We start from the raw sequence: 22939 nt of genomic DNA on the forward strand, positions 1-22939 counted from the left end.
GACAACGGTGGAGCCGTTGCACGCCAACGCTATTGATGAGGTATAGGGCCCAGGGCCGTTAGCTTGCCGTCCGGTCCGATTTGGAACTTCACGGTGCCGCTGCCGCTGGGACAACATTCCTCGTCGGAGCCGACCCGCCATTGATACCGAACCTGCACGGTGTCATCGGCGGGCGGCAGCACGGAGATATACGGCTTCGGTTTGGGCGTGGCCGGACCCAGTGGTGTGTTGCGGTCAAAGAACAACACCTGCTGGGGTGTCGACTCCGAGGCAATCGTCGGGATGATCTGCACCCAGTGCAGACGGCAATTCTTGGTGTGGCCCCGGGCGATCTCGACCCAGGAGGACCCCGGCACCTCGACCGGAACCGACGCTATCGCCCGGCGCACAGTGTCGGCCGACGGCCCGTCGGAAACCTGGCAGGTGTCCGACCGCGACGCCGCCGGTGGTCGCGGTTTGTCGCCGCAGCCACCGACCAGCAGGCAGGCAACCAGACCAGGAACCACCGCCACCGCGCTGAGTTGACCACGCACGTGGCGAGCTTAGCGAACCCTGTGAGTGTCCCCCCGGTTTGGTCAAAACCCAGGTGGTGGGCCTAACCAGGGTGCTGTCGCGAGTAGCGTGGGCAACGAACGTCTGATCGTTCCCGTGGTCACTGTCGACCACTGTTTTGGCGCTGTTTCACAGAACGCACTACGGCCTATAGACCCGTGCGAGAACTACGTAAAGCCGCCGAAACGTCGGGAATCTCATCTCGAAACATCGCTGTCGCACGATTGCGAGCACACATTGCGCAGGTTGGCGCCATGAATCAGGAAGGAAGTCACGTGGCTGGGGATGCCGTGAACACCACGTGCACCTACTGCGGCGTGGGTTGTGGCGTCGTGTTGCAGATCACAACGGACCCGAAAAGCGGTCGCCGTCACATCGCTAAATCCGTTGGGCAGACTAGTCATCCATCGAATTTCGGCCGGCTGTGCACCAAAGGCGCCACCACCGCGGACATGCTCGCCGGACCGGGTCGGATGGAATCGGCGCATTACCGGGATGTTCGCGCCGAACCCTTCGAGGCCATCGACATCAACGACGCCATCGAACAAAGCGCGCGACGACTCCGCACCATCATCGACGAACACGGGCCAGATGCCGTCGCGCTCTACGTGTCTGGTCAGATGTCCATCGAGGCCCAGTATCTGGCGAACAAGCTGGCCAAAGGGTTCATCGGCACCAACCAGATCGAGTCGAACTCACGGCTGTGCATGGCCGGCGCCAGTTCGGGCTACAAGCTGTCGCTGGGCGCCGACGGCCCGCCCGGCTCCTACGAAGACTTCGAGCACGCCGACGTCTTTTTCGTCATCGGCGCGAACATGGCGGACTGCCACCCGATCCTGTTCCTGCGGATGATGGAGCGCGTCAAAGCCGGCGCGAAGTTGATCGTCGTCGACCCGCGCCGCACCGCCACCGCAGAAAAGGCAGACCTCTTCTTGCAGATTGCCCCCGGCACCGACCTGGCACTGCTGAACGGGCTGCTGCACCTGATCGTCGAAAACGGCCACACCGACGCCGAATTCATCGCCGAGTTCACCGAAGGCTGGGAGGACATGCCCGCCTTTCTGGAACAATTCACCCCCGACAAGGTCAGCGAAATCACCGGCATCCCCGCCGACGACATCCGCACGGCGGCCCGCTTGATCGGTGAAGCCGGCAACTGGATGAGTTGCTGGACAATGGGTCTCAACCAGAGCACCCATGGCACCTGGAACACCAACGCCCTGTGTAACCTGCATCTGGCCACCGGCGCGATCTGCAAACTCGGCAGCGGGCCGTTCTCGCTCACCGGGCAGCCCAACGCGATGGGCGGTCGCGAGATGGGTTATATGGGACCAGGTTTGCCGGGCCAGCGTTCGGTGCTGTCCGCCGATGACCGGGAGTTCGTCGAGGACCAGTGGGGCATTCCACGAGGGTCGCTGCGCACCGACGTCAGCGCCGGTGTGATCGACCTGTTCTCCCGCATGGCCGACGGCCAGGTCAAGGCATGCTGGATCATCTGCACCAATCCCGTTGCCACCGTGGCTAATCGGAAAACGGTGTTGGCAGGACTGGAACGGGCCGAACTGGTGATCAGCCAGGACGCGTTCTTCGAGACCGAGACCAACGCATACGCCGACGTGTTGCTGCCGGGTGCGCTGTGGACCGAGTCCGACGGCATCATGGTCAATTCCGAACGCACCATGACCTTGTCCCAGCAGGCCGTCGAGCCGCCCGGGCAAGCGCTGCCGGACTGGCAGATCATCGCCCGGATCGCGTGTGCGATGGGGTATTCGGACCACTTCAACTATGAGACCGCCTCGGACGTGTTCGACGAGATCAAGCGGTTCTCCAACCCGGCAACCGGTTACGACTTGCGCGGGATCAGCCACGAGCGGCTACGTCGGGAACCCGTGCAGTGGCCGTGCCCTCCTGAGGCCAGCGGCCGCAACCCGATCCGCTACCGCAATGACGGTGTCAGCCAGACCCAGCTCGTGCGTGAGGACGGCACCGTGCCGCGCCTCGCCTTCCCCACCCCGAGCGGTCGTGCGGTGTTCTTCGCCCGCCCACACCTGCCCGCCGAGGAAATGCCCGACACCGGCTACCCGTTCCTGCTCAACACCGGGCGCCTGGCGCATCAGTGGCACACGCTGACCAAGACCGGCAAGGTCGCCAAGCTCAACAAACTCAACCCCGGGCCCTTCGTCGAGATTCATCCCGACGATGCTGAGGCGCTCCAGATCCAGGACGGCGACCGCGTCGAAATCGCTTCGCGCCGTGGCCGAGCGGTGCTACCCGCCGCGGTCACCGACCGGGTGCGGCGCGGGAGTTGTTTCGCCCCCTTCCACTGGAACGACAGCTACGGCGAGTACCTGTCGATCAACGCCGTCACCAACGACGCCATCGATCCGATATCGCGCCAGCCGGAATACAAGGTGTGTGCCGTCAGCCTCACCAAAGTCGCCGCCGCTCAGCCTAACTCGGGCAGTACCCCGGCTACGCCCGCCAAGGCGGATGAGCCCGCGCCAATTCACTTGAACGACGCCGAGAACTTCAGTGTGTCGCACGTCGACGCGCTGGCCGAAATGCTCGGGGTGGCAAGTGAACCGATACCGAAATTCGGCCCCTTCGCCCGTTCCTACCTCGCCGGGTTGATGGCCGGGCTCCGGTCGGAATCTGGTCGCCGCATGCCCGGCGTACCCACCGTTCCCGCCAGCGCTCCGTTCGACACCGCCACCCGGTTGTGGCTGGACGGTCTGCTGGCGGGGATGTTCGCGCGCACCGAGCCCCAGACCGAACCCCCCGTGGAGCCGGTGACCCCGCCCCTGATCGGTTTCCACCCCGACAGACCGGTCGCCGAGCGAAAAACGATCGTGGTCCTGTGGGCGTCGCAGACCGGCAACGCCGAAGACCTCGCCGCAGAGATCGCCGCCAAACTTCGGGACGCCCAGCTGCCGGTCGCCCTGCACAGCATGGACGACTACCCCATCGCGGACCTGTCGACGACGACGGAATTGCTGGTCATCACCAGTACCACCGGGGACGGCGACCCGCCCGACAACGGCGCCGGATTCTGGCACACGTTGACATCGGACGAGGCGCCCCGCCTCGCCGGCACCCGGTACGCCGTTCTCGCACTGGGCGACTCCAACTATCACGACTTCTGCGGTTACGGACGCAAGCTCGACGAGCGCCTCGCCGCGCTGGGGGCCACCCGCATCGCCGAGCGGGTGGACTGCGAACCCGACTATGAGGACGCCGCGGCACGCTGGTTGGACGCGGTCCTGCGCGCACTGACGGATACGGGTAAGCCGGATGGACCGGCTGTGCCGGGTGGGCCGGCGGTCACCGTGACCCGGGAGCAGCCCCGACCCGATTCGCCACGGTTCACCAAGAAGCGGCCCTTGCTCACCAACCTGGTGCGCAATTGCACGCTCACCCGGGCGCAGTCGGCTAAAGATGTGCGGCAGTTGGTGTTTGATCTTCCGGAATCAGCACTGAGCTACGAGGCCGGCGACACGCTGGGGGTCTGGCCGCGCAACAGCGACCACCTGGTCGAGGAATGGCTGACGGTGACGGGCCTGGACGGCGAAGCGACGGTCGAGCTGGCCAACCAGGGGGCGATGTCACTGCGTGCCGCACTCACCGACCGGCTCGAGATCGCCCACATCAGCCCGGACCTGCTCAGGTTCGTGCAGCAACGCTCCGGTGACAGCGAGCTGGCCGCCCTGCTGCGTCCGGAGAACAGGACCGCCCTCGCCGACTGGACCTGGGGCCGCCAATCGGTCGACCTGCTCGCGCAGCTACCGGTGCGAGCGACCGCCGACGAGTGGCTGGCCATCCTCAAACCCCTGCAGCCGCGGCTGTATTCGATCTCCTCCAGCCCCAAGGTGAGCCCGAACGAGATTCATCTGACGGTCTCGCCCGTGCGCTACAACTTCAAGGGCGTCCCGCGGCGCGGGGTCTGCTCGACCTACCTCGCGGACCGCTCCCCCGGCGATCAGATCGCGGTGTACGTCCGGCCGTCGAATTTCCGTCCGCCCAGCGATCCCGAGACCCCGATGATCATGGTCGGCCCGGGCACCGGGATCGCACCCTTCCGCGGCTTCCTGCAGGAGCGGCGCGCACTCGGCCACACCGGACCCAACTGGCTGTTCTTCGGGGAGCAGCACGCCGCCACCGACTTCTACTACCGGGACGAGATCGAGGCGATGCACGCCGACGGGCTGCTCACCGAGCTGGACCTCGCGTTTTCGCGTGACCAGCGCGACAAGGTCTACGTGCAGCACCTGATGCGCAAGCGCGGCGCCCAGCTGTGGCAGTGGCTGCAGGATGGCGCGCAGCTGTACGTCTGCGGCACCGCCGACCCCATGGCCAAGGACGTCGACCGTGTCCTGTGCGAGATCGTGGCCGAGCACGGCAGGCTGGCGGCCGACGATGCCCGGGCCTACGTCCGCGCACTGAGCGCCGACAAGCGGTACCACCGCGACGTCTATTAGCACAAGAGTTAATACGGCGGAAACATCCCGAATCCAGCACTGGAAACATCTCAGTCGCAGCATTCACCCGAGAGTCGAGTTAGCACTAGCGGGAAGGGATGCAGTCGTGACTCGGGAATGCCCGTTGCAATGCAAGCTACGCGCCGCCGCGCCAGATGACACCCCGTCCGACGGGGCCTCGCCGTTCGACCGGGTTGACTGGGCGGGATTGCCCGTCAAGCTGGATCTCGCATTCTCCCAAGCGCAGTGTGACCGGGTCTACGCCCAGCACATCAAGCGCAAGCGCGGGTTTGAGTTGTGGCGTGAGTCGCGCAAGCGGGCTACGCCGTGCGTCTGTGAGATGGCCGCCGCTAACGATTCGACCGCCGACGCTACCCCCGCCTCAACAGCCGGCTCGATGCAGAACTCGACCCCGAGCGCTGCGGACGCCGCGCTGAGCGTCTGATCGCGGTATTCATCGCGTTTACTTAGCGCCCATCGGCCTCGACTGACGTTACGGTGACTTGACGCGAGCAAGTCACCCCCGGAGGTCGTCATGGGCGATGTCAACGTCCCACGTTTTCCCGCCGCGCTGTCCACACCCAGTCTCAATCGCGGGGTCGGGTTCACCCATGAGGAGCGGCGACGGCTGGGGCTGACCGGGCGGCTTCCGTCCGCGGTACTCACGCTCGAGCAGCAGGCGGAGCGGGTGTGGCGCCAATTGCAAACCATGGCAACGGATTTGGGACGCAATCTGCTGCTCGAGCAGTTGCACTACCGCCACGAACTGCTGTACTTCAAGATGCTGACCGACCATCTGCCCGAGCTGATGCCGGTGGTGTACACACCCACCGTCGGGGAAGCCATCCAGCGGTTCTCCGACGAATACCGCGGGCAACGGGGACTTTTCCTCAGCATCGACCAACCCGAGGACGTCGGCCCGGCCTTCGAAACGCTCGGCCAAGGACCCGACGACATCGACCTGATCGTGTGCACCGACGCCGAGGCGATCCTGGGTATCGGCGACTGGGGCGTCGGAGGCATCCAGATCGCGGTGGGCAAATTGGCCTTGTACACCGCCGGCGGCGGCATCGACCCGCGCCGCACCTTGGCGGTGTCACTCGATGTCGGCACCGACAACGAACAGCTACTGCAGGATCCGTTCTATCTGGGCGTTCGCCATGGCCGACGGCGTGGCGAGGAATACGACAAGTTCATCGACCACTACATCGAAACCGCGCACCAGATGTTTCCTCGGGCGCTGCTGCATTTCGAAGACTTCGGCCCGGCGAACGCGCGCAAGATCCTGCAGAAATACGGCTCGAAATACTGCGTGTTCAACGACGACGTGCAAGGGACCGGCGCGGTGGTCGTGGCCGCCGTCGACGGCGGGACGGAGGCCAACGGCACTCGGTTCCGCGACCAACGCATCATCGTGTTCGGCGCCGGCACGGCCGGGATCGGTGTCGCCGATCAGATCAGGGACGCCATCGTCGCCGACGGCGCCACCATAGAGCAGGCCGAGTCGCAGATCTGGGCCATCGACAAGCAGGGCCTGCTCTTCGACGACATGGCGGACCTGCGCGACTTCCAGGTGCCCTACGCGAAGAACCGTAGAGAGCTGGGCGTTGCGCCCGGGGAACGGGTGGGACTGCTCGAGGCCATCAAGTTGGCCTCCCCCACCGTCCTGCTCGGCAGCTCGGCGGTGTCCGGCGCGTTCACCCAAGAAGTGGTCGAGGCGATGACGGCCTGCTGCGAGCGGCCGATGATCTTCCCACTGTCCAACCCGACCTCCCGGATGGAGGCCATGCCCGTCGACATCGTGCAGTGGTCGAAGGGCAAGGCCCTCATCGCCACCGGAAGCCCGGCCGCGCCGGTGGAATACAACGGGGTCACTTACACCATCGGCCAGGCCAACAATGTGCTGGTCTTCCCGGGCATCGGGCTCGGGGTGATCATCTCCGGCGCTCGGTTGCTGACCCAGGGCATGTTGCACGCCGCTGCCAAAGCGATTGCGCTGCTGGCCAACCCGAAGGATCCGGGCGACTCGCTGTTGCCCGATGTTTGCGACTTGCGGTCCACGTCGGCGGCGGTCGCCGAAGCCGTCTATGAGGCCGCCGTGGCCGACGGAGTCGCGACAAGAACGCACGACAACGTCAAACAGGCCATCCAGGACACGATGTGGTGGCCCACCTACGACTGATGCCCTTGCCAGGCGCCGAAACCGCCGGACAGGTCCGCGACGTCGGCGAAGCCTGACGCCTGAAGCAGGCTGGCGGCGATCATGGAGCGGGTGCCGCTGGCGCAGTACGCCACCACCGGCGCCGCCCGGTCGAGCTGGGCCAGGGAGTCGGCCAGCGCCGGCAGCGGGATGTGGTGCGCTCCGGGTATCGTGCCGTCGCCCACCTCGCCCTTGCCGCGCACGTCGACCAGCTGCAGGTCGGGTGTCGATTCGTGCAGCTGGCCAAGCTGATCGGCGGTGTGGCGGCGGGTGTGCTGAACAAGCTCCGGGCGGACCGCGAAAACCGTTGCAAGGTCGTCTAATTGACCGACCACCCGGTCCAACCCCACCCGGGCAAGGCGCACTCGGGCCTCCAGCGCCTGTGCGGGATCCCCGACCAGAACGATGTCGCGGTCGTAGTCCAACACGGCGCCGGCCCACTCGGCGAAGCGCCCGTCCAGGCTGACGTTGACTGCCCCGCGCAAATGTCCGGCCGCGAAGTCGGCGGGTCCGCGGCTGTCGAGCAGGTTCGCGCCGGCCTGGGCGTGCGTCCATACCTCATCGATGGCCAAGAGGTCCGGTGGCTTGCCGTTCAACAGCTGGCGCTGCTGTCGGTTGCGCCGCGCGTCGTATTCGAAGTACCGCGGTTGCACCGCCTGGTCCGACGTGAGCGAGGCGACGAATGCGTCCACGTCGGTGATGTTGGCCGCGTAATTGCTGCGGCGCTGTTCGCCGATGGTGGAGCAGGTCTCGCTGGACAAGTTCTTGCCGCAGGCAGAGCCGGCGCCATGCGCGGGAAACACTCGTGTCGTATCGGGCAGCTTGAGCAGCTTCCCGTGCAACGACTGGTAGAGCCTGCGGGCGAGGTTGTCCGCCGAAATTCCTGCACCCACCAGCAGATCTGGTCGCCCCACGTCACCGACGAACAGCGTGTCACCGGTGAGCACGCCGTAGGGCACCTCGTCGTCCGGGTGCTCATACACCACGACGGAGATCGACTCCGGGGTGTGACCGGGTGTCGCGAGGATCTCAAAGGTCACCTCACCCAATGAGATTCGTTGCCCGTCGCGCAGTGGCTCAATGGGGTACTCGACCTCGGCCGCCTCCCCGTAGCAGATCACCGCGCCGGTCGCGGCGGCCAATTCCAGGTGCCCACTGAGGAAGTCAGCGTGAATGTGCGTCTCGATGACCCGCTCGATACGCAGGCCGAGTTGTGCCGCCTGCTCGAGGTACACGCCGACGTCGCGGCGTGGATCCACCACGACGGCCCGGCCGGTGCTCTCGTCACCGACGAGGTACGAGGCTTGCGAGAGACAGGTCAGATAATGCTGCTCGAAAATCATCTGCTCCCCCTGCCGCTGCTGCCGATAATGCGCGGGCCTTTCTCAGCGCGGGGCCGGCTGTCCAAAGACGGCGACCACGACGGTGCGGTCCAGGCTGTTCACCGACCACACTCCGATGGCGGTGTTGGCGCAGTCCCTGATGATGGACATCGAATAGTCGTCGTAGTACCACTGTTTGACCAGCTCGAGGCTGCTGATCGACAAGGCCGGGTTGGTCGCCACCGTCTCGGTTACCCGGCCGCGAAACCCGGCGGCATTGGCCCGGTCCTGCGGCGTCGATCCGTCGGATCCGATGTCGTCGTTGATGCTTCGGTTGTTCATCATGTCGTCGGCGTGCCATTGAGCGGCCAGGGTCAGCGAGTTGTTCGGGATGACATCGTTGGTGCAGCCGGCCTGGTGCTGAATGGTGTAGACGGCCGAGACGACACTGTCGTTGAGCCGCTTGTTGTCGGCATGAGCGACTGGGGCCGCCAATACCCCTGTTACCGTGAGGATTACGGCCACCGGCAGTGCTGTCAGGGCGCCAAGGCTATGGGTCTTACCGGGGGTCATACCGGGTCGAAGTGCGAAACCAGCCATTTGCCATCGACTTTCTCTAACGTCACCCGAATGACGGGCTGGGTATCCGTAGGAGTGCCACCCTCGCCCATCGTCACCGTTTGATTGACGAACAACAGCACGACCGCGTGGTTCTCGGTGGCCGACACCGACGCGGCGGCATTGACTTTCGCCACGGCCGAGATGTGCTTTTCCTTCGCGCCCGGAATGACGACCTGGCGCGTCAGGGACGTGTATGCGTCCTTGAAGTCACCCGTCAGTCGTTCGCGCGCCGCGCCAAGTTCCTTTTCGGCGGTGTCCGCCTTGTATGACAGCAACGCGACCGCGTCCTCGCTGGCGATCCGCACGGTCTCGCTGCGCGCCTGAGCGGCATCGGCCTCCGATACGGCTACCCATCGGAAGTAGCCAGCCGTCAGAGCCAGGACCAACGCAAGACCGGGTAGCACCCCGTACGCCAGCACCCGTGACCATGCGATCGGCGGTTTTTCCCCAGCGGTCTCGGTCTCGGACTCAGCGTCCAACGCCTCATCGGAGTCGTCCTCATCGGCGTCGGATTCTTCCGCCTTCGGGTCCTCGTCGGCGTCGGCCTCGGCAACCTCGGTCACGGTGTCGATCTGGGTTTCGTCCGAATCTTCCTGCGGCAACGCGCTTTCGGCTGTCGGTTCCAGATCCGGGTAGCTCGAAGTGGTGCTAGCGCCGTCGGTCCTTTCGCTCACGGTCGTCATGGCACGAACACCACGCTCGACATCTTGGCGTCGTCGCCGACGGCCTTGACCTCTATTCGCATCCGCCATTCCCTTGGTGCCTCCTCGCCGGCGGCGGTGCGCGACTTCACCGCGACCGCCACCAGCACCTGAGCCGAATCACCGTGCTGCTCTTCCAATCCGGCCTCGGTGACCGTGCCTTCTGACTTCGACTGCGCCGCCTTGACGAGTTCGACGAACGGAGCGGCCCGCCGCTCGAAGTCGTCCCGGAACGCTCCGGTGGACGAGTCCAGGATCCGCTGTACGTCGGTGTCGACTTCGGTGTAGTCGATGGTTGTCAGGTTCACCGCTCCCTGACGTGCGGCGGCCAAGAACAATTCGCGCTGCGCCTTGGCCTCATGCTCGTGGTAGGCGCGGTATCCATACCAGCCGGTCAATCCGATCAGCAGTGCCACGATGAAACCGGAAGCGACCAGTGCCCAGACGACCGGGGTGGGGCGCCGGCGCGCGGGCCGGTCGGTGGACGTGCCCTCGCCCTCGTCGGACTCGTCCGCCTCTTGGACTTCGTCGACCTCGTCGAGGTCGGTGTCTTCAACGTCTTCAGCCTCGGTAACGTCCACGGATTCGGTGACGTCATCGACTTCGACATCCGGGGTGTCAGGTTCGTCGGCCATGTTGCTCCTCACTCACCGCAATGGCTCACGGTGTTGGCACCAAGAGTGATTGCCAGTTCTTGGCACGCGGGTGCGCCAAATCGGCTTCGGTGTACCGGTGCCCGTCGGGTCCGACGTAGTCACCGGAGGCCGGGTCGTAGGTGGCCACGGCTACTGGCGGGGCTATCGGGGGGGCTACCGGCGGGGGCGCCGGCGCGGTGCCCCGCGGCGGTGGTAGGCGCGGATCTTGTCCCGGCGGATACTGTGGCACGCCCTGGCCGCTGTAAGTGGCGTTGGGGTCACCTTTCCAGTTGTAACCGTCGTTGAGCGGTACGTACTCTTCGTCGCTTTCACACAGCTCGACGGTGGGTGCCCGCTTCCACGGCTTGGTCTCGCATGGAATGTTGCGTGCGCCACGGACATTGAGTTCCGAGTCTTGCGGTATCCGGCAGTACAGGTCCGCGGCGGGCCGGTCGGGAGCGTCGACGTTGGACGGCGCGCGTCGCTGCGTCGGCGGCAGGAAGCCGGTGGTGCACGGTGGGGGCAAGTTCATGTTGAGATTGAAATCGAGATAGAAGCCGCGGTAGTCCTGCTTGGTGCCGGTGTTCGGCACCAGGGAACCGGCCATGACGGCGATGCCCTGCGGGAGCAGCACCAGGATCTGCTCGATGTCGTGGCGGTAGACGACGGCGATGTCCCCGAGGCTGACCAGGTTGGCCATCAACACCGGCAATGCCGGAGCGACCCGATCGAACAGCGCCCGACCTTCCTCCAGGCCTTCGCTGCCCTGCGTCATCAGGTCACGCAGCGCCGCATCCTGCGCCTTGAACTGGGCCGTGATCGCGGCGGTTTGCGCCGCCCAGGTGGCGATCGCCTCCGAGGTCTGCACCTGGGAGTTCAACACCGGTGGGGCCTGGTCGATCAGAGTGGCGAGCGAGTCGACGTTGCGCCCGCCGGAGATCGCCAGCGCCGCCGACCCGTCGACGATCCGGGACAACTCGGGCCCGAGGCCGCCGACCGCCCGATCGGACTCGTTCATCACCGTGCGCAGGTTCTCCCGCGGAATGGCCTGTAACGCTCGGTTAGTCATGTCGAGCAGAAGTCCGATGTCGATGGGCACGTCGACATTGCCGGCGGGAATCTTGTCCCCGGCACGCAGTTGGCGGGAATGCTCGAGATCCTTGCCGGGCAGCGGGGTCAGCTCGATGTACTGCTCTCCCACCGCCGAACGGCTGTGCACCGATGCCTTTACGTCGGACGGCACCTGCACGCTGGATCGCATGGCGAGCACCGCTTGCACGCCGTCGGCGGTGACGTTGACCGACTTGACCTGACCCACGTCGGTGCCGCGGTAGGTGACGACGGCGTTTTCGTACAGCCCGCCCGACTCCTTCAAGTCGACCGTCACGGTGTACTCGCCCACCCCGAACAACGTCTCCGGCAACCGCATGTAGTTGAAAATCATTGCACCACAAGACAACACCGTCACCAATGACAGAACTGCCAATTGGATCCAGGTCTTGCGGTTCAGGCGCAGCATCAGTAACTCTCGAAGTGGTAAGGGAAGGTCAGCGGGTTGCCGGCGGTGGCCGGGCTCGGCTGCATGCCGATCGTGCGGCCCCACTGCAGTTCCAAGCGCGTCATGTTGCCTTCCCAGCGAGTGCCGGTGAATATGCCGGTATCTATCCGGCTCAGGGTCAGGTCGACGATCATGGTCAGGTTGGCGTAGTCGCCACGGAACCAGTTGGTCACCGTGGACGTCGGCCAGGGATACGTTGCCAACCCGTCCAGGCCCTTGGTCAGCGACGGACCGGCGTCCGCGAGCCGCCGTAGCACCGGCGCGAATTGGCGCAGATTGTTCACCAGAGATTCCTTGCTCTGGTGCAGGACGTCCGCCGCGATCGCGCTGAACTTGCCGAGCTGATCGATCGCATCGGCAATCTGTTCGCGCTCCTTGGCCAGAACCGCCAACGCTTTGGGCACGCTGGTCAGCGCCTTGTCGACGGCCTCGTCCTTGGCGGCGAACTGGCCGGCCAGCGCGTTGAGATTCTCGGCGGCGCCGATGATGTCGTCGGTCTGCTCATTCGTGCCCGCGATGAACTCGTCGATCTGCTGCAACAAGCTGCGCATGTCGTTTTCACGGCCCGCGAACGCTTTTGCGACGGCCTGCGTGATTTCCTGCAGTTGCGCCAACCCGCCGCCATTCAGCAGCACCGAGACGGATGCCAGGGTCTGCTCGGTGGTCGGGTACATGCTCGCGTGCGACAACGGAATGAGCGAACCGTCTTTGAGTTCGCCCACGGGCGGCTCATCCTTGGGTGGCGCAAGTTCGACGTGCATCGAACCCAGCAGGCTGGTCTGGCCGATCTTGGCGGTGGCGTTGGCCGGCAGGTGCACATCGCCGTTGATGCGCATGGTTACCAGCGCGTGCCAGTCCTGCACCTCGATCTTGGTGACGTTGCCGATGTTGACGTCGTCGACCCGAACCCGGGTGTTTTCCTGGATGTTCACCACATCGGGCAGCTGCGCCTGGATGGTGTAGGAGCCCGGTCCCCCACCCGCGGTCCCCGGGAGGGTCAACGAGTTCAGGCCGTGCCAACCGGCGCAGCCCGGCAGCACGGCGATGGACGCAACGCTCAGTACAACGACGATGGCGCGCCTCATGAGTGGGGCCCCTGCGGAACCATCAGCCCCTGCAGACCTAGGCTCGGGTCCACGACGACCGGCCCCGGCGCGGGAGGGGGCACCGCAGCCTGCTCGGCGGGCAATGCCTCGGGGGCCGCGGGCGGTGCGGGCGGCTCTGGGGGCACGAAGTCGGGACGAAGTCTCTCTTCGCTGTAAGTGATCTCGTTGGGTCGGGCCTGCGGGCCGACAAAAGGGTTGAGCCCGAACGGCAAGAAGTTGTAGATGCGGTTCTTGATGATCGGCTCGACATACTGCATGCAGAGCTTCGCCACCCGATCCAAGCCCCGCCTGGCCGCCGCTTCGATTGAGCTGCAGATCCATTGCTGGATGTCGGCGAAGTTGTTCAGCGCGATGATGCCGCTCATCGCGCCCTGCGCGGGCTGGTAGATGTTGACGAAGTTCTGAAACACCGTCGGGACCACGTGCAGAATCTGCTTGATGTCGGCGCGGCTGTCGTTGAGCGCGGTGGTGATCGAACTCAGCCGGTCGAACGTGACACCCATCGATTCCCGGTTCTCCGCGAGGAAGCCGCGCACATCCGCCAACGCCCCGTCGAGGCCCTGCAGGGCGTTGGCGACCTCATTGGGGGTGTTGGACAGCACCGTCGTCACACTTGCCAGGTTGCGGTTGAACGACGCCAGCAGATCGCTGCTGGAGTGCAGGGCCGATACCAGCAGTTGCAGATTGCGTACGGTGCTGAAGATGTCGTCGGCGTGATCGCCGAGCGCTGAAATCGCTTCGGAGAGCTTGATTATGGTGTCGCGCGCGGTCTCCCCCTCGCCGCGCACGTTGTCCGCGGTGGCATTGATGAATTCGCCCAGCGAGTTGACGCCGTCCGGACCCGGTTGCAGCGACTCGGTCAGCGCCTTCAACTGCTTTCGGAAGTCATCCCATTCGACGGGCACCGCGGTACGACTCAGCGGAATGGCTGCCCCGGAGGCCAAGGTGGGGCCACCGGAGTAGGCGGGGACGAGCTGAATCGCCCGCGCGGTCACCAACGACGGCGACAGGATCGCGGCGCGGGCATCGGCCGGGATCGGGTACTGCTTGTCGACGGAGAAGGTCACTTTCGAGCTCGTGGGCTGCGGCTCGATCTTGTCCACCGTGCCGACCGCGACGCCGAGGATGCGAATCTCGTCGCCGACGAACAAGCCGTTGGCGTTCTGGAAATACGCCGAATAGGTGTTCGTATCAACGTGTTTCCACAGGCTCTTGCCGACCAGAAACGAAGCGAAAACGAGGGTTGCGATCAAGGTGACCGCCGTGGCTCGGCGAATGAGGCTCCGGCTGATGTTCACGGCGCCCCCCGATCGGGTGGCACATAGTCCGGCGGCGGCCCCGGCCTGGGCGCCGGCGAGGGCGGCTGAGACCAAATCGGCACCGGGGCGAGTTCCGGTGGGACGGGCGGACTTCCGGTCGGCGGGTCGACGGACTCCGACGGCAGGTGTTGGTTGGGGTCCAGATACCGGTCATACATGCGCGAGTCGAGGATCGGACCGCTCAGCTGGCCGGGGATCAGGTTCGCGACGTAAGCCTTGAAGAACGGCCCGGAGCCCAGCACCTCGCCGAACGACATGGCATACCGCTTGAACTTCGGCAAGGTCCTTTGGATTTCCTCTTTACGGTTGTCGAGGACCTCGAGCACGCCGTTGAGCTTGTCGAGCGCCGGCTTGAGCTGGGTGCGGTTTTCATCGACGAGCCCAGAAATCTGGTGCGAAACCGCGGTGATGTTGTTCATCAGGGCGTCGATCGAATCACGCTCTTGCAGCAACGCCGTCAGTAGTGCGTTGGAGTTCTGGACCAGAACGGCGATCTGCTGGCTGCGGCGACCCAATACCGTGCTGACACCGTTGGCGTTCGCCAGCAGACTGCGCAGCTGCGCGTCGCGACTGTTGAGGGTTTCCGAGAACCGGGCGACACCCTCGAGCGCCGGCCGCAGGTTCGGCGGTGTCTCCTTGAGGGTGTCCCCCAACGTCGTCAGCGCCTTTGACAGCTGGATGGTGTCAAGGCCACTGATCTGAGTGGTCAAGTCTCCCAACGCATCGGGCAGGTCGTAGGGCGAGGTGGTGCGTTCCAGCGGGATCGGGCCGCGCAGGCGACCGCCGCCGCGCGGGGTCAGCTCCAGCATCTTGGACCCGAGAATGGTCTCGGTCTTGATGGCCGCTTCGGTGCGATCGCCTAACTCGACGTTCTTCCGGACGGTGAAACCGACCCGAACCTTGTTGCCTTCCAAGCGGACATCGGACACCCGGCCCACGCCAACGCCGGACACCCGGACCTGGTTCCTGGGCTTGATGCCACCGGCTTCGGAGAAATACGCCGCGTAGTTGTCGTAGTTGTTGACGAACGGCAACTTGTCGTATTGGAAGGCGATGAAGACCGCGCACAGGACGATCACGGCGCCCATCGCTCCCAGGACGACCGGGTTGCGATTCTTGCCCGGCTTGCCTCTGAACCGGCTCATTGCGGCGTGCACCGTCCGGAGGGCTGGCCAACCAGCTTCACGTAGATCGGGTTCCCTCCTTTGCCGTTCACCTTGAGCAAGACCTCGCAGAAGTAGAAGCCGAAATAGTCACCCGTCAGACCTTGTCTGGACAGGACTTGATAAACGTCGGGCAGCGACCTGAGCAGGTTGTCGACATACTCACCGTCGGCAAGAATCTGACCCGACGCGCGGTCGGTCTCGTGTACCAACTCCTTGATCGGCTGGCGCGCCTGCACGAGTAGGTCGGCGATCGACCCGGTCGCCGCGTTGATGTATGCCAGCCCGTTGGCGATGTCGGTCTTGCGCTCTGCCAGACCGTCCACAAATTCGACCAGTTTGTCCAGGCCGTCGGCGAATTCGCGGTCGCGAGTGGCGAAGGTGTGCAGCACGGTGTTCAAGTTGGTGATCAGCTCGCCGATGAGTTCGCTACGCCCCGCCAGCGTCGAGGTCAGCGACGCGGTCTGTGCCAGCACCGACGACAGGGTGCCGCCCTGTCCCTGAAAGACGCGCAACAGTTGCCCCGAGAGCGCGTTGACCTGGTCTGGGTCCAGCGCGCGGAACAGTGGCCGGAACCCGCCGATCAATGCGTCGATGTCCAGCGCCGGCGACGTCCGCGCCAGCGGAATGGTTGCGCCCGGCGCCAGTCGGTGCGGCGACCCGGCACCCTGTTCGAGAGCGAGAAACCGGTCACCGATCAGGTTTTCGTAGCGCACCACGGCCCGGGTGCCTTCGGTGAGTCGCAGTTTCTTGTCCACCGCGAAATCGACGGTCACCGTGCCGTCGCGGTGCAGGGTGATGTCGCCGACCTTGCCGACCTCCGCACCGGCGATGCGCACGAAGTTGCCGGACTTCAGCCCTGAAATATTGGTGAACACCGCGTGATAGCCGACCCGGTCTTCGAAGCGAAACTGTCCGAACACCGTGATCAACGCAAACGTGAACACCAGGCACACCGCGGTGAACAACGCGACGCGCGCCCAGATCTTCCAGAGGCTCTGCCTTCCTTTACTCATGGCGGTGGCGTGCCCCCACGGAAGAAGTAGCGCGGCGGTTCCGGCGGGTTCTTGGTCGTTGGGAAGTAGTTGGACCACCAGGGATTTCCGACGGCCATGTTGGTGCGGATCTCATTTGGCTCGGTGCCCCAACCGGTATCGGTGACCAGAGCCTTGACCGGGTAGTTTGCGCTGGGGTCGGGCAGCGAACCGCAACTGGGCTTTCCGCCGGGACCGCCCTTCGCGTTGACCTTTGGCAGGTGCTTCGGGTACCGGTACGGGTCGTCGCCGAAGAGCATGCCGGCGTCCATGATGAACGAATAACCGTTGCCGCCCAAGGTTTCCCGGCCACCGTGCTCCACATACCACTGCGCACCCTGGAACAGGCAGGTATAGGTCGGCGAATACAACTCCAGCAGTTTGGTGGTCGGATCGAGCAGGTTGATGGCGTTCACGATGTTCGATTCGTTGCGACCGATGAGGTTGATTCCGGTCTGGCTGAAGCCGATGGTCGACAACAGCAGCGCATCCAACGACTGCTGATTCGCGGTGATGGTGTCGCTGGTGGTCGTGAACGAACTAAGGATCGACAGGATGTCCGGCGCCGCAGCGGAATAGGTGGCCATGGTCTTGCGGAAGAGGCGCCAATCCTCGTGAACGGTGCCCAGCCGGGGGTTGACCGCCAACAGCACCTTGTTGGCATCGGTGATGGCATGTCCGATCCGATCGCCCTTGCCACGCACCGATTGCGCGAAAGCGGACAGCACCGCGTTCAGCTTGGCTGGGTCAAGGGCCTGGACCACCGCTTGCAGGTTCTCGAAAACGGTGTTGACTTCGACGGTCACATTGCGGGAGCGCAGGATTGCGCCGGGCTTCAAAGCCACCGAACTGTGGTGGTCGGGCACGATGAGATCGACGAACTTGGCCCCAAACGCGGTCGTCGATTTGATCTCGGCCTCGACGTCGCTCGGCAGATACTTGAATACGTCCGGATAGATCTTCAGTTTCAGCTGAGCTGTTTTCGTGTCCGTGCCGATCGACGCCACCTGTCCCACCTGCACACCGCGCAGCTTCACCTTGGCGCCGTTTTCCATCACCAGTCCCGCTCGGTCCGAGACCACCGTGAGTGGGACGAAACTCTCGAATTCGCCGGAGAACGATGCCGCGGTCAGCGCAACGAGACCGGCGATGACGATGAACAGCGTTGGCGCATACCAGATCGGATCGATCTTGCTGACGCGCGTTCGGTTCAGCCGGAATGCGCCGCGGTCACTGCGATTGGGCATGGCAGCTATCCCGACAGGTTGAAGTTGCCGTGCTGACCGTAGACGGACAGCGAAATCATCAGGCAGACAAAGGCGGTGACCATCATCGACGACCGCACGGAACGACCGACGGCCTCCCCCACCCCGGCCGGGCCGCCCGTCGCGGTGAAACCGTAGTACGTGTGCACAACCATCACACCCGCGGCCATTGTCAGCGCCGACAGAAACGACCACATCAGGTCGGTGGGATGCAGGAACGTCACGAAATAGTGCTCGTAGACGCCGCGAGACTGGCCGTAAACGGCAATGGTGAGGAATTTGGCGGCGACGAACGACGCCAGCACGGCCACCGCGTAGAGCGGGATGACAACGAAGACACCGGCGATGATGCGGGTAGACGCCAGGTAGGTGACCGCGCGGATGCCCATCACCTCTAGGGCGTCAATCTCTTCGTTGATCCGCATGGCGCCCAGCTGCGCCGTCGCGCCCGCACCGATCGTGGCCGCCAGTGCCACGCCCGCGGTGCACGGCGCGATCATCCGAACGTTCAGGAACGCCGAGAGAAAGCCGGTCAGTGCCTCCACACCTACGTTGGACAGCGTGTCGTAACCCTGGACCGCGACCAGGGCTCCGGTGGTCAGCGTGAGAAAGCCGATGATGCCGACGGTGCCGCCGATCACCGCGAGTGCCCCGGTGCCCATTCCCATCTCGGCGATCAGCCGCAGCAGCTCTCCGGGGTAGCGGCGCACCGCGTCGCCGGTGTTGGCCAAGGACTGTCCGTAGAAGGCGGTCTGTTCGCCGATCCTGCGCGTGGCGGCCACCAACCTCGGGCCGACCGTGGCGAACCACGACGGCTCCTGCACTGCCGGCCGGCTCGCGGGCGCCGTTCTCCCCTGCGCCGGGGGAAGCGGACCTACCTCGTCGCTTCGCTCCGCAACCTCGTTGGCGCGAGTCACTTGGCGGTCACCTTTACCCCAAGCGCAGTCGTCAAGATGTTGATGAAGAACAAAGCCATGAACGAGAAGACCACGGTTTCATTCACCGCGCTACCTACGCCGGCGGGGCCGCCACCCGCCGAAAGTCCCTTGTAGCAGGCAATCAGGCCGGCCGAGATTCCGAACAGAGTGGCTTTAATGAGCGAAATCACCACTTGCGGCAGGCCCACGAGCAACGTCATTCCCGCGACAAAGGCGCCCGGCGTGACGTGCTGCACGTACACCACAAAGATGTAGCTGCCGACCAGTCCGGTGACCGCGACGACTGAATAGAGAAGCACAGCAACGAATGTGGCGGCCAGGACGCGCGGGACCACCAGCGCCTGGACCGGGTTGACCCCGATCACCTGCATCGCGTCGATTTCCTCGCGAATCTTGCGCGCCCCCAGGTCCGCGCACATGGCCGTCGAGCCGGCACCGGAGACGACCATCGCTGTGACGACGGGACCAACCTGCGTCACGGACGCGAGTCCCGCCCCCGCTCCGGACAGGTCGCCCGCACCGATCTCGACGAGCAAGATGTTGAGGACGAACACGATGAGCACGGTGTAGGGAATCGACAGCATGATGGTCGGAAAGATCGACACCCGGGCCACGAACCAAATTTGTTCGAGAATTTCACGCCAGGCCCACGGACGTCGCACCATCACCAGGAACGTCTCCGCGCAGAGCTGAAAAAACTCACCCAGCGCCTGCATGGGCTTCGCAATGGTGGCGGTATTCATCGGGTCGATGTACTCCCCAGGGTGGTCCACAACTGCGTGCGTCTCATACCAGACCCTCTTTTACGTCTACTCAACAAATGGATTCGCTACGTGGAATTCCTTGTCCCGCAATGGCTTAACGATATCCGCAGCCAGGATCGACACAACGCCGTCTAATTGCGGATAGAAACACGCCGCCAGCTTACGAGCAACGCAAATCGATTCCCAGGTTTGCAATCAACCAGAGAACAACTGTGGAATGCGTGGGCGGTTCAGCCTACGTTCGTGCCGCCTTCGGCGATCCGGCGCACCGCGCGCAGGAAAACATCGATCTCTTCGAAGGTGTTGTAGAAGGCGAACGACGGGCGCACCGTCGCCTCCAGACCATAGCGACGCAGAATCGGCTGGGCACAGTGGTGGCCCGCACGCACCGCGATGCCCTCGGCGTTGAGCGCCTTGCCGACTTCGAGTGGCTCGTGCCCGGCCAGCACGAAGGACAGCACACTGGCCTTCTCGGTCGCCATGCCCACCAGTCGAACACCGGGGATGTCGGCCAACCGAGGCGTGGCGTATTCCAGCAGTGAATGCTCGTAGGCCGAGATGCGCTCGATGCCCACCCGTTCGACGTAGCGCAGCGCCTCGGCCAGCCCGACCGCGTCGGCGATGTTGCCGGTTCCGGCCTCGAACTTGTTCGGGATGCCCTGGTACAGCGACCGCTCCAGGGTGACGTCGGCGATCATGTTGCCGCCGCCCTGCCATGGCGGAGTTTCTTCGAGGGCATCCTCGGACCCATACAGCACCCCGATGCCGGTGGGGCCATAGATCTTGTGACCGGAGAACACGAAGAAGTCGACCCCGAGTTCGGCGACATTGATGGGCAGGTGCGGGATCGACTGGGCGCCGTCGATGAGGACGCGCGCGCCATAGCGGTGGCCCAGTTCGACGATCTTTTCCACCGGCGTCACGGTGCCCAATGCATTGGACACCTGGGTGGCGGCCACCAGTTTGGTTCTCGGTCCGAGCAGGTCCTCGAACTCCGAGAGCAGCAGATTGCCCGCCTCGTCGACGGGCGCGACCTTCAAGATTGCTCCGGTCTGCTGCGAAAGCAGTTGCCACGGAACGATATTGGCGTGGTGCTCCAGATGCGTGATGACGATCTCGTCGCCCCGCTTCAGGTGCTTGCCGCCCCACGCGTAGGCCACCAGGTTGATGGCTTCGGTGGTGCCGCGCACGAAGATGTTCTGTTCGGCCCTGGGAGCGCCGATGAAGCGGCGCACCGTTTCGCGTGCCTCTTCATACGCGTCGGTCGCGCGCGCCGCCAGTTCGTGTGCCGCCCGGTGAATGTTGGAGTTTTCGTGGGCGTAGAAGTACGCCAGCCGGTCGATGACCACCTGCGGCTTCTGGGTGGTCGCGGCGTTGTCGAACCAGATCAGCGGCTTGCCGTTGACGGTCTCCTTCAGGATCGGGAAATCCGCCCGCACGGCGTTGACGTCGAAAACCTCGTGCTGGTCCGGCAAATCCGGCACCGGCTCCGAGGCGACCTCCGGCCGACTCAGAAAGTGGTAGTTGCCCTCATCCCTACCGGGCACGAGTGTCGGCGCGTCGGACCAGCCCAGGTCACCGACGGAAGGAGCTGAGGGCAGCCAGCCAGGAGCCGATCCACGTGGCGCGACCGGGGCGGTGGGTGCAGCCCCTGCCAGGACGCCGGGCACCGTCGGCACAATGCCCTCGGTTGGCACCGCGAAGGCGGTGAGGTCGCCGACACCGGGCGGAAGTAGCGGATCAGCCACCCCGGCCGCGGCGGAGGCCGCCGTCGGGGCCGCCGTGGAGTCCGGCAGGTTGCCGCGCGGCGCCACCGGCACCACTCCGGGAGGCGTGGCTTCCGGCCCCGGTGAGGAAGGCGCGGGCACATACGTATCGGTGAAGGCTATTGCCGGCACGCCCGCGGTGAGTGGGTCGGAGGCACCTCCCGCCGTACGGCCCAGGGAGGCCGCCGACGTCGTGTCGGGTGCGTTCCCACGGGGCGCCAGCGGCGCCGTCTGCGGCGGGCTGTCCGGCCCTGGCCGGATACTCGCCGCGTACAGCTGGCTGGCGAGCGCGGCCAGCTCAGCCGCGCTGACGGGAAGGTCGCTTTCGGCGTCTACCGAGCGGTACTCACTTGTACTCATGGAACTGGTCCACAGCGACGTCGTCGAGCACGCCCAGCGCGTCGTCGGTGAGCACAGCGAGGGACGTGTACAGCGTGACCAGGTAGGTGGCGATCGCCGACTGGTTGATGCCGGTGAACCGCACCGACAGGCCCGGTGCCTGCTCCCCGACGAGTCCAGGCTGGAACAGACCCACCACGCCTTGGCGCTCCTCGCCGGTGCGCACCAGGATGAACTTGGTCTTGCCGTCCTCCACGGGCACCTTGTCCGACGGAACGATCGGGATGCCGCGCCAGGTGATGAACTGGGCACCGAACAGGTTCACGACGACGGGTGGCACGCCGCGGTAGGTGGCCTCGCGGCCGAACGCGGCGACGCCCAGCGGGTGCGTCAGGAAAAAGCTCGGGGTCTTCCAGACCTTGGTGATCAGCGCATCCAGGTCATCGGGAGTAGGCGCGCCGCCCAGCGTCTGGATGGTTTGTTCGGGAGTCACCTGGGAGAGCAACCCGTACTCGGGGTTGTTGACCAGCTCCGACTCCTGACGCTCTTTGATCGTCTCGATGGTCAGCCGCAGCTGCTGGGTGATCTGGTCGTGGGGGCTGGAGTATAGGTCGGAGACGCGGGTGTGTACATCGAGCAGCGTGGAGATGCTGCGCAGCGTGTACTCGCGCGGGCTGGTCTCGTAGTCGACGTAGGTCTCGGGCAACGGCTCTTCGATGCCGCTGGCCCCAGACTCCGCCTTGACGGCGACCTGCTCCGGGTTGACGACGCGGTTGACGCGGTAAATGCCCGCTTCCACCGGCACCCAGCTGAGTAGGTGCAGCAAAAACCGCGGGGTGATCGTGGAAAGCTGGGGGACGGTCTTGGTCGCATTGGCGAGCTGCCGGGCAGCGAGATCACCAAGGGCTTGAGACTCGTTCTGAGCCCCTTGCGCAGCCGAAGTCATGTTGGTCCTTCCCTCCACCTTTTAAATCACGTCGATTTTAAGCGAAAGCTACTGGCGCAGGACCTATCTTGCCCCACATCGAGTGCCAGCGCCCAGCGAGGGTAAGGGACTGCAACGTTCACACACAAACCTTTAACCAACCATGATTGAAACAGCCTAAATCCCGGATGCCCTATAGTGGCCCTATGCAACAGGCCCTTCAGCCGCGCTTCGTTCCTTCGCGCTGCCTCGTGAT

General features: G+C 64.7%; 18 protein-coding genes. 3 read left to right on the top strand and 15 right to left on the bottom strand.

Annotated features, from left to right (window positions below; genetic code table 11):
* Nucleotides 1-29: 29 nt before the first annotated feature.
* The gene (locus tag G6N68_RS18030) at nt 30-533 is read right to left on the bottom strand and encodes an LppP/LprE family lipoprotein (RefSeq protein WP_371871617.1); all 504 of its coding nucleotides are present in this window, start codon (nt 531-533) and stop codon (nt 30-32) included.
* A 294-nt stretch (nt 534-827) separates the two neighbouring features.
* Between G6N68_RS18030 and G6N68_RS18035 the strand changes: the two genes are divergently transcribed.
* The 3 genes from G6N68_RS18035 to G6N68_RS18045 all read left to right on the top strand — a co-directional run bounded on the left by G6N68_RS18035 (nt 828) and on the right by G6N68_RS18045 (nt 7209).
* Nucleotides 828-5027 carry a bifunctional nitrate reductase/sulfite reductase flavoprotein subunit alpha gene (locus G6N68_RS18035; RefSeq protein ID WP_371871618.1) on the top strand — a complete coding sequence of 1400 codons (4200 nt, stop codon included), beginning with the start codon at nt 828-830 and terminating at the stop codon, nt 5025-5027.
* 106 nt (nt 5028-5133) lie between these two features.
* Complete coding sequence (locus G6N68_RS30190; protein ID WP_205351372.1) at nt 5134-5472, top strand: hypothetical protein; 339 nt, start codon at nt 5134-5136, stop codon at nt 5470-5472.
* A gap of 90 nt (nt 5473-5562) precedes the next feature.
* Nucleotides 5563-7209 (top strand): NAD-dependent malic enzyme, encoded by a 1647-nt coding sequence (locus G6N68_RS18045; RefSeq protein ID WP_163715075.1) that lies wholly within the window; start codon nt 5563-5565, stop codon nt 7207-7209.
* Here the strand turns inward: G6N68_RS18045 and G6N68_RS18050 are convergent.
* The 14 genes from G6N68_RS18050 to G6N68_RS18115 form a co-directional block, all read right to left on the bottom strand.
* A complete protein-coding gene (locus tag G6N68_RS18050) occupies nt 7200-8570 on the bottom strand; it encodes an MBL fold metallo-hydrolase (protein WP_163715078.1) in 1371 nt (456 codons plus the stop codon). The two genes, G6N68_RS18045 and G6N68_RS18050, sit on opposite strands and share 10 nt — an antisense overlap.
* Before the next feature lie 42 nt (nt 8571-8612).
* The gene (locus G6N68_RS18055) at nt 8613-9044 is read right to left on the bottom strand and encodes a CAP domain-containing protein (RefSeq protein WP_308205898.1); all 432 of its coding nucleotides are present in this window, start codon (nt 9042-9044) and stop codon (nt 8613-8615) included.
* A 74-nt stretch (nt 9045-9118) separates the two neighbouring features.
* Nucleotides 9119-9853, bottom strand: coding sequence for an Rv1363c family protein (locus G6N68_RS18060; RefSeq protein WP_240355528.1), 735 nt, complete (start codon nt 9851-9853; stop codon nt 9119-9121).
* Complete coding sequence (locus tag G6N68_RS18065) at nt 9850-10506, bottom strand: Rv1363c family protein (protein ID WP_163715082.1); 657 nt, start codon at nt 10504-10506, stop codon at nt 9850-9852. The genes G6N68_RS18060 and G6N68_RS18065 overlap by 4 nt, the downstream gene beginning before the upstream one ends.
* Nucleotides 10507-10531: 25 nt before the next feature.
* Nucleotides 10532-12025, bottom strand: coding sequence for an MCE family protein (locus G6N68_RS18070; RefSeq protein WP_163715084.1), 1494 nt, complete (start codon nt 12023-12025; stop codon nt 10532-10534).
* Complete coding sequence (locus G6N68_RS18075; RefSeq protein WP_163715086.1) at nt 12025-13149, bottom strand: virulence factor Mce family protein; 1125 nt, start codon at nt 13147-13149, stop codon at nt 12025-12027. The genes G6N68_RS18070 and G6N68_RS18075 overlap by 1 nt, the downstream gene beginning before the upstream one ends.
* The gene (locus G6N68_RS18080) at nt 13146-14468 is read right to left on the bottom strand and encodes a virulence factor Mce family protein (protein WP_163715090.1); all 1323 of its coding nucleotides are present in this window, start codon (nt 14466-14468) and stop codon (nt 13146-13148) included. The genes G6N68_RS18075 and G6N68_RS18080 overlap by 4 nt, the downstream gene beginning before the upstream one ends.
* Entirely contained in the window at nt 14465-15634 is a 1170-nt protein-coding gene (locus tag G6N68_RS18085) for an MCE family protein (RefSeq protein ID WP_163715091.1), read from the bottom strand. The genes G6N68_RS18080 and G6N68_RS18085 overlap by 4 nt, the downstream gene beginning before the upstream one ends.
* Nucleotides 15631-16668, bottom strand: a complete 1038-nt coding sequence (locus G6N68_RS18090; RefSeq protein WP_163715094.1) for an MCE family protein — start codon at nt 16666-16668, stop codon at nt 15631-15633. The genes G6N68_RS18085 and G6N68_RS18090 overlap by 4 nt, the downstream gene beginning before the upstream one ends.
* Complete coding sequence (locus G6N68_RS18095) at nt 16665-17933, bottom strand: MCE family protein (RefSeq protein ID WP_163715097.1); 1269 nt, start codon at nt 17931-17933, stop codon at nt 16665-16667. The genes G6N68_RS18090 and G6N68_RS18095 overlap by 4 nt, the downstream gene beginning before the upstream one ends.
* A 5-nt stretch (nt 17934-17938) precedes the next feature.
* On the bottom strand, nt 17939-18775 hold the full coding sequence (locus tag G6N68_RS18100) for an ABC transporter permease (protein WP_163718778.1): 837 nt from the start codon (nt 18773-18775) through the stop codon (nt 17939-17941).
* An 89-nt stretch (nt 18776-18864) separates the two neighbouring features.
* The gene (locus tag G6N68_RS18105; RefSeq protein ID WP_163718780.1) at nt 18865-19632 is read right to left on the bottom strand and encodes an MlaE family ABC transporter permease; all 768 of its coding nucleotides are present in this window, start codon (nt 19630-19632) and stop codon (nt 18865-18867) included.
* Between the two features lie 251 nt (nt 19633-19883).
* The gene (locus G6N68_RS18110) at nt 19884-21779 is read right to left on the bottom strand and encodes a family 2A encapsulin nanocompartment cargo protein cysteine desulfurase (protein WP_163715100.1); all 1896 of its coding nucleotides are present in this window, start codon (nt 21777-21779) and stop codon (nt 19884-19886) included.
* A complete protein-coding gene (locus G6N68_RS18115) occupies nt 21766-22704 on the bottom strand; it encodes a family 2A encapsulin nanocompartment shell protein (protein ID WP_163715103.1) in 939 nt (312 codons plus the stop codon). Before G6N68_RS18115 ends, G6N68_RS18110 begins: the two co-directional genes overlap by 14 nt.
* Nucleotides 22705-22939: the final 235 nt, after the last annotated feature.

The sequence above is a fragment of the Mycobacterium bourgelatii genome (genome assembly GCF_010723575.1).
Lineage (GTDB): Bacteria > Actinomycetota > Actinomycetes > Mycobacteriales > Mycobacteriaceae > Mycobacterium > Mycobacterium bourgelatii.

Bases quoted from the DNA above. Each gene is read 5' to 3' on its own strand.
- G6N68_RS18050 (WP_163715078.1), bottom strand. From the start codon at position 8,570: ATGATTTTCGAGCAGCATTATCTGACCTGTCTCTCGCAAGCCTCGTAC.
- G6N68_RS18060 (WP_240355528.1), bottom strand. From the start codon at position 9,853: ATGACGACCGTGAGCGAAAGGACCGACGGCGCTAGCACCACTTCGAGC.
- G6N68_RS18115 (WP_163715103.1), bottom strand. From the start codon at position 22,704: ATGACTTCGGCTGCGCAAGGGGCTCAGAACGAGTCTCAAGCCCTTGGT.
- G6N68_RS18085 (WP_163715091.1), bottom strand. From the start codon at position 15,634: ATGAGCCGGTTCAGAGGCAAGCCGGGCAAGAATCGCAACCCGGTCGTC.
- G6N68_RS18090 (WP_163715094.1), bottom strand. From the start codon at position 16,668: ATGAGTAAAGGAAGGCAGAGCCTCTGGAAGATCTGGGCGCGCGTCGCG.
- G6N68_RS18075 (WP_163715086.1), bottom strand. From the start codon at position 13,149: ATGAGGCGCGCCATCGTCGTTGTACTGAGCGTTGCGTCCATCGCCGTG.
- G6N68_RS18110 (WP_163715100.1), bottom strand. From the start codon at position 21,779: ATGAGTACAAGTGAGTACCGCTCGGTAGACGCCGAAAGCGACCTTCCC.
- G6N68_RS18045 (WP_163715075.1), top strand. From the start codon at position 5,563: ATGGGCGATGTCAACGTCCCACGTTTTCCCGCCGCGCTGTCCACACCC.
- G6N68_RS18070 (WP_163715084.1), bottom strand. From the start codon at position 12,025: ATGCTGCGCCTGAACCGCAAGACCTGGATCCAATTGGCAGTTCTGTCA.
- G6N68_RS18065 (WP_163715082.1), bottom strand. From the start codon at position 10,506: ATGGCCGACGAACCTGACACCCCGGATGTCGAAGTCGATGACGTCACC.
- G6N68_RS18095 (WP_163715097.1), bottom strand. From the start codon at position 17,933: ATGCCCAATCGCAGTGACCGCGGCGCATTCCGGCTGAACCGAACGCGC.
- G6N68_RS18105 (WP_163718780.1), bottom strand. From the start codon at position 19,632: ATGAATACCGCCACCATTGCGAAGCCCATGCAGGCGCTGGGTGAGTTT.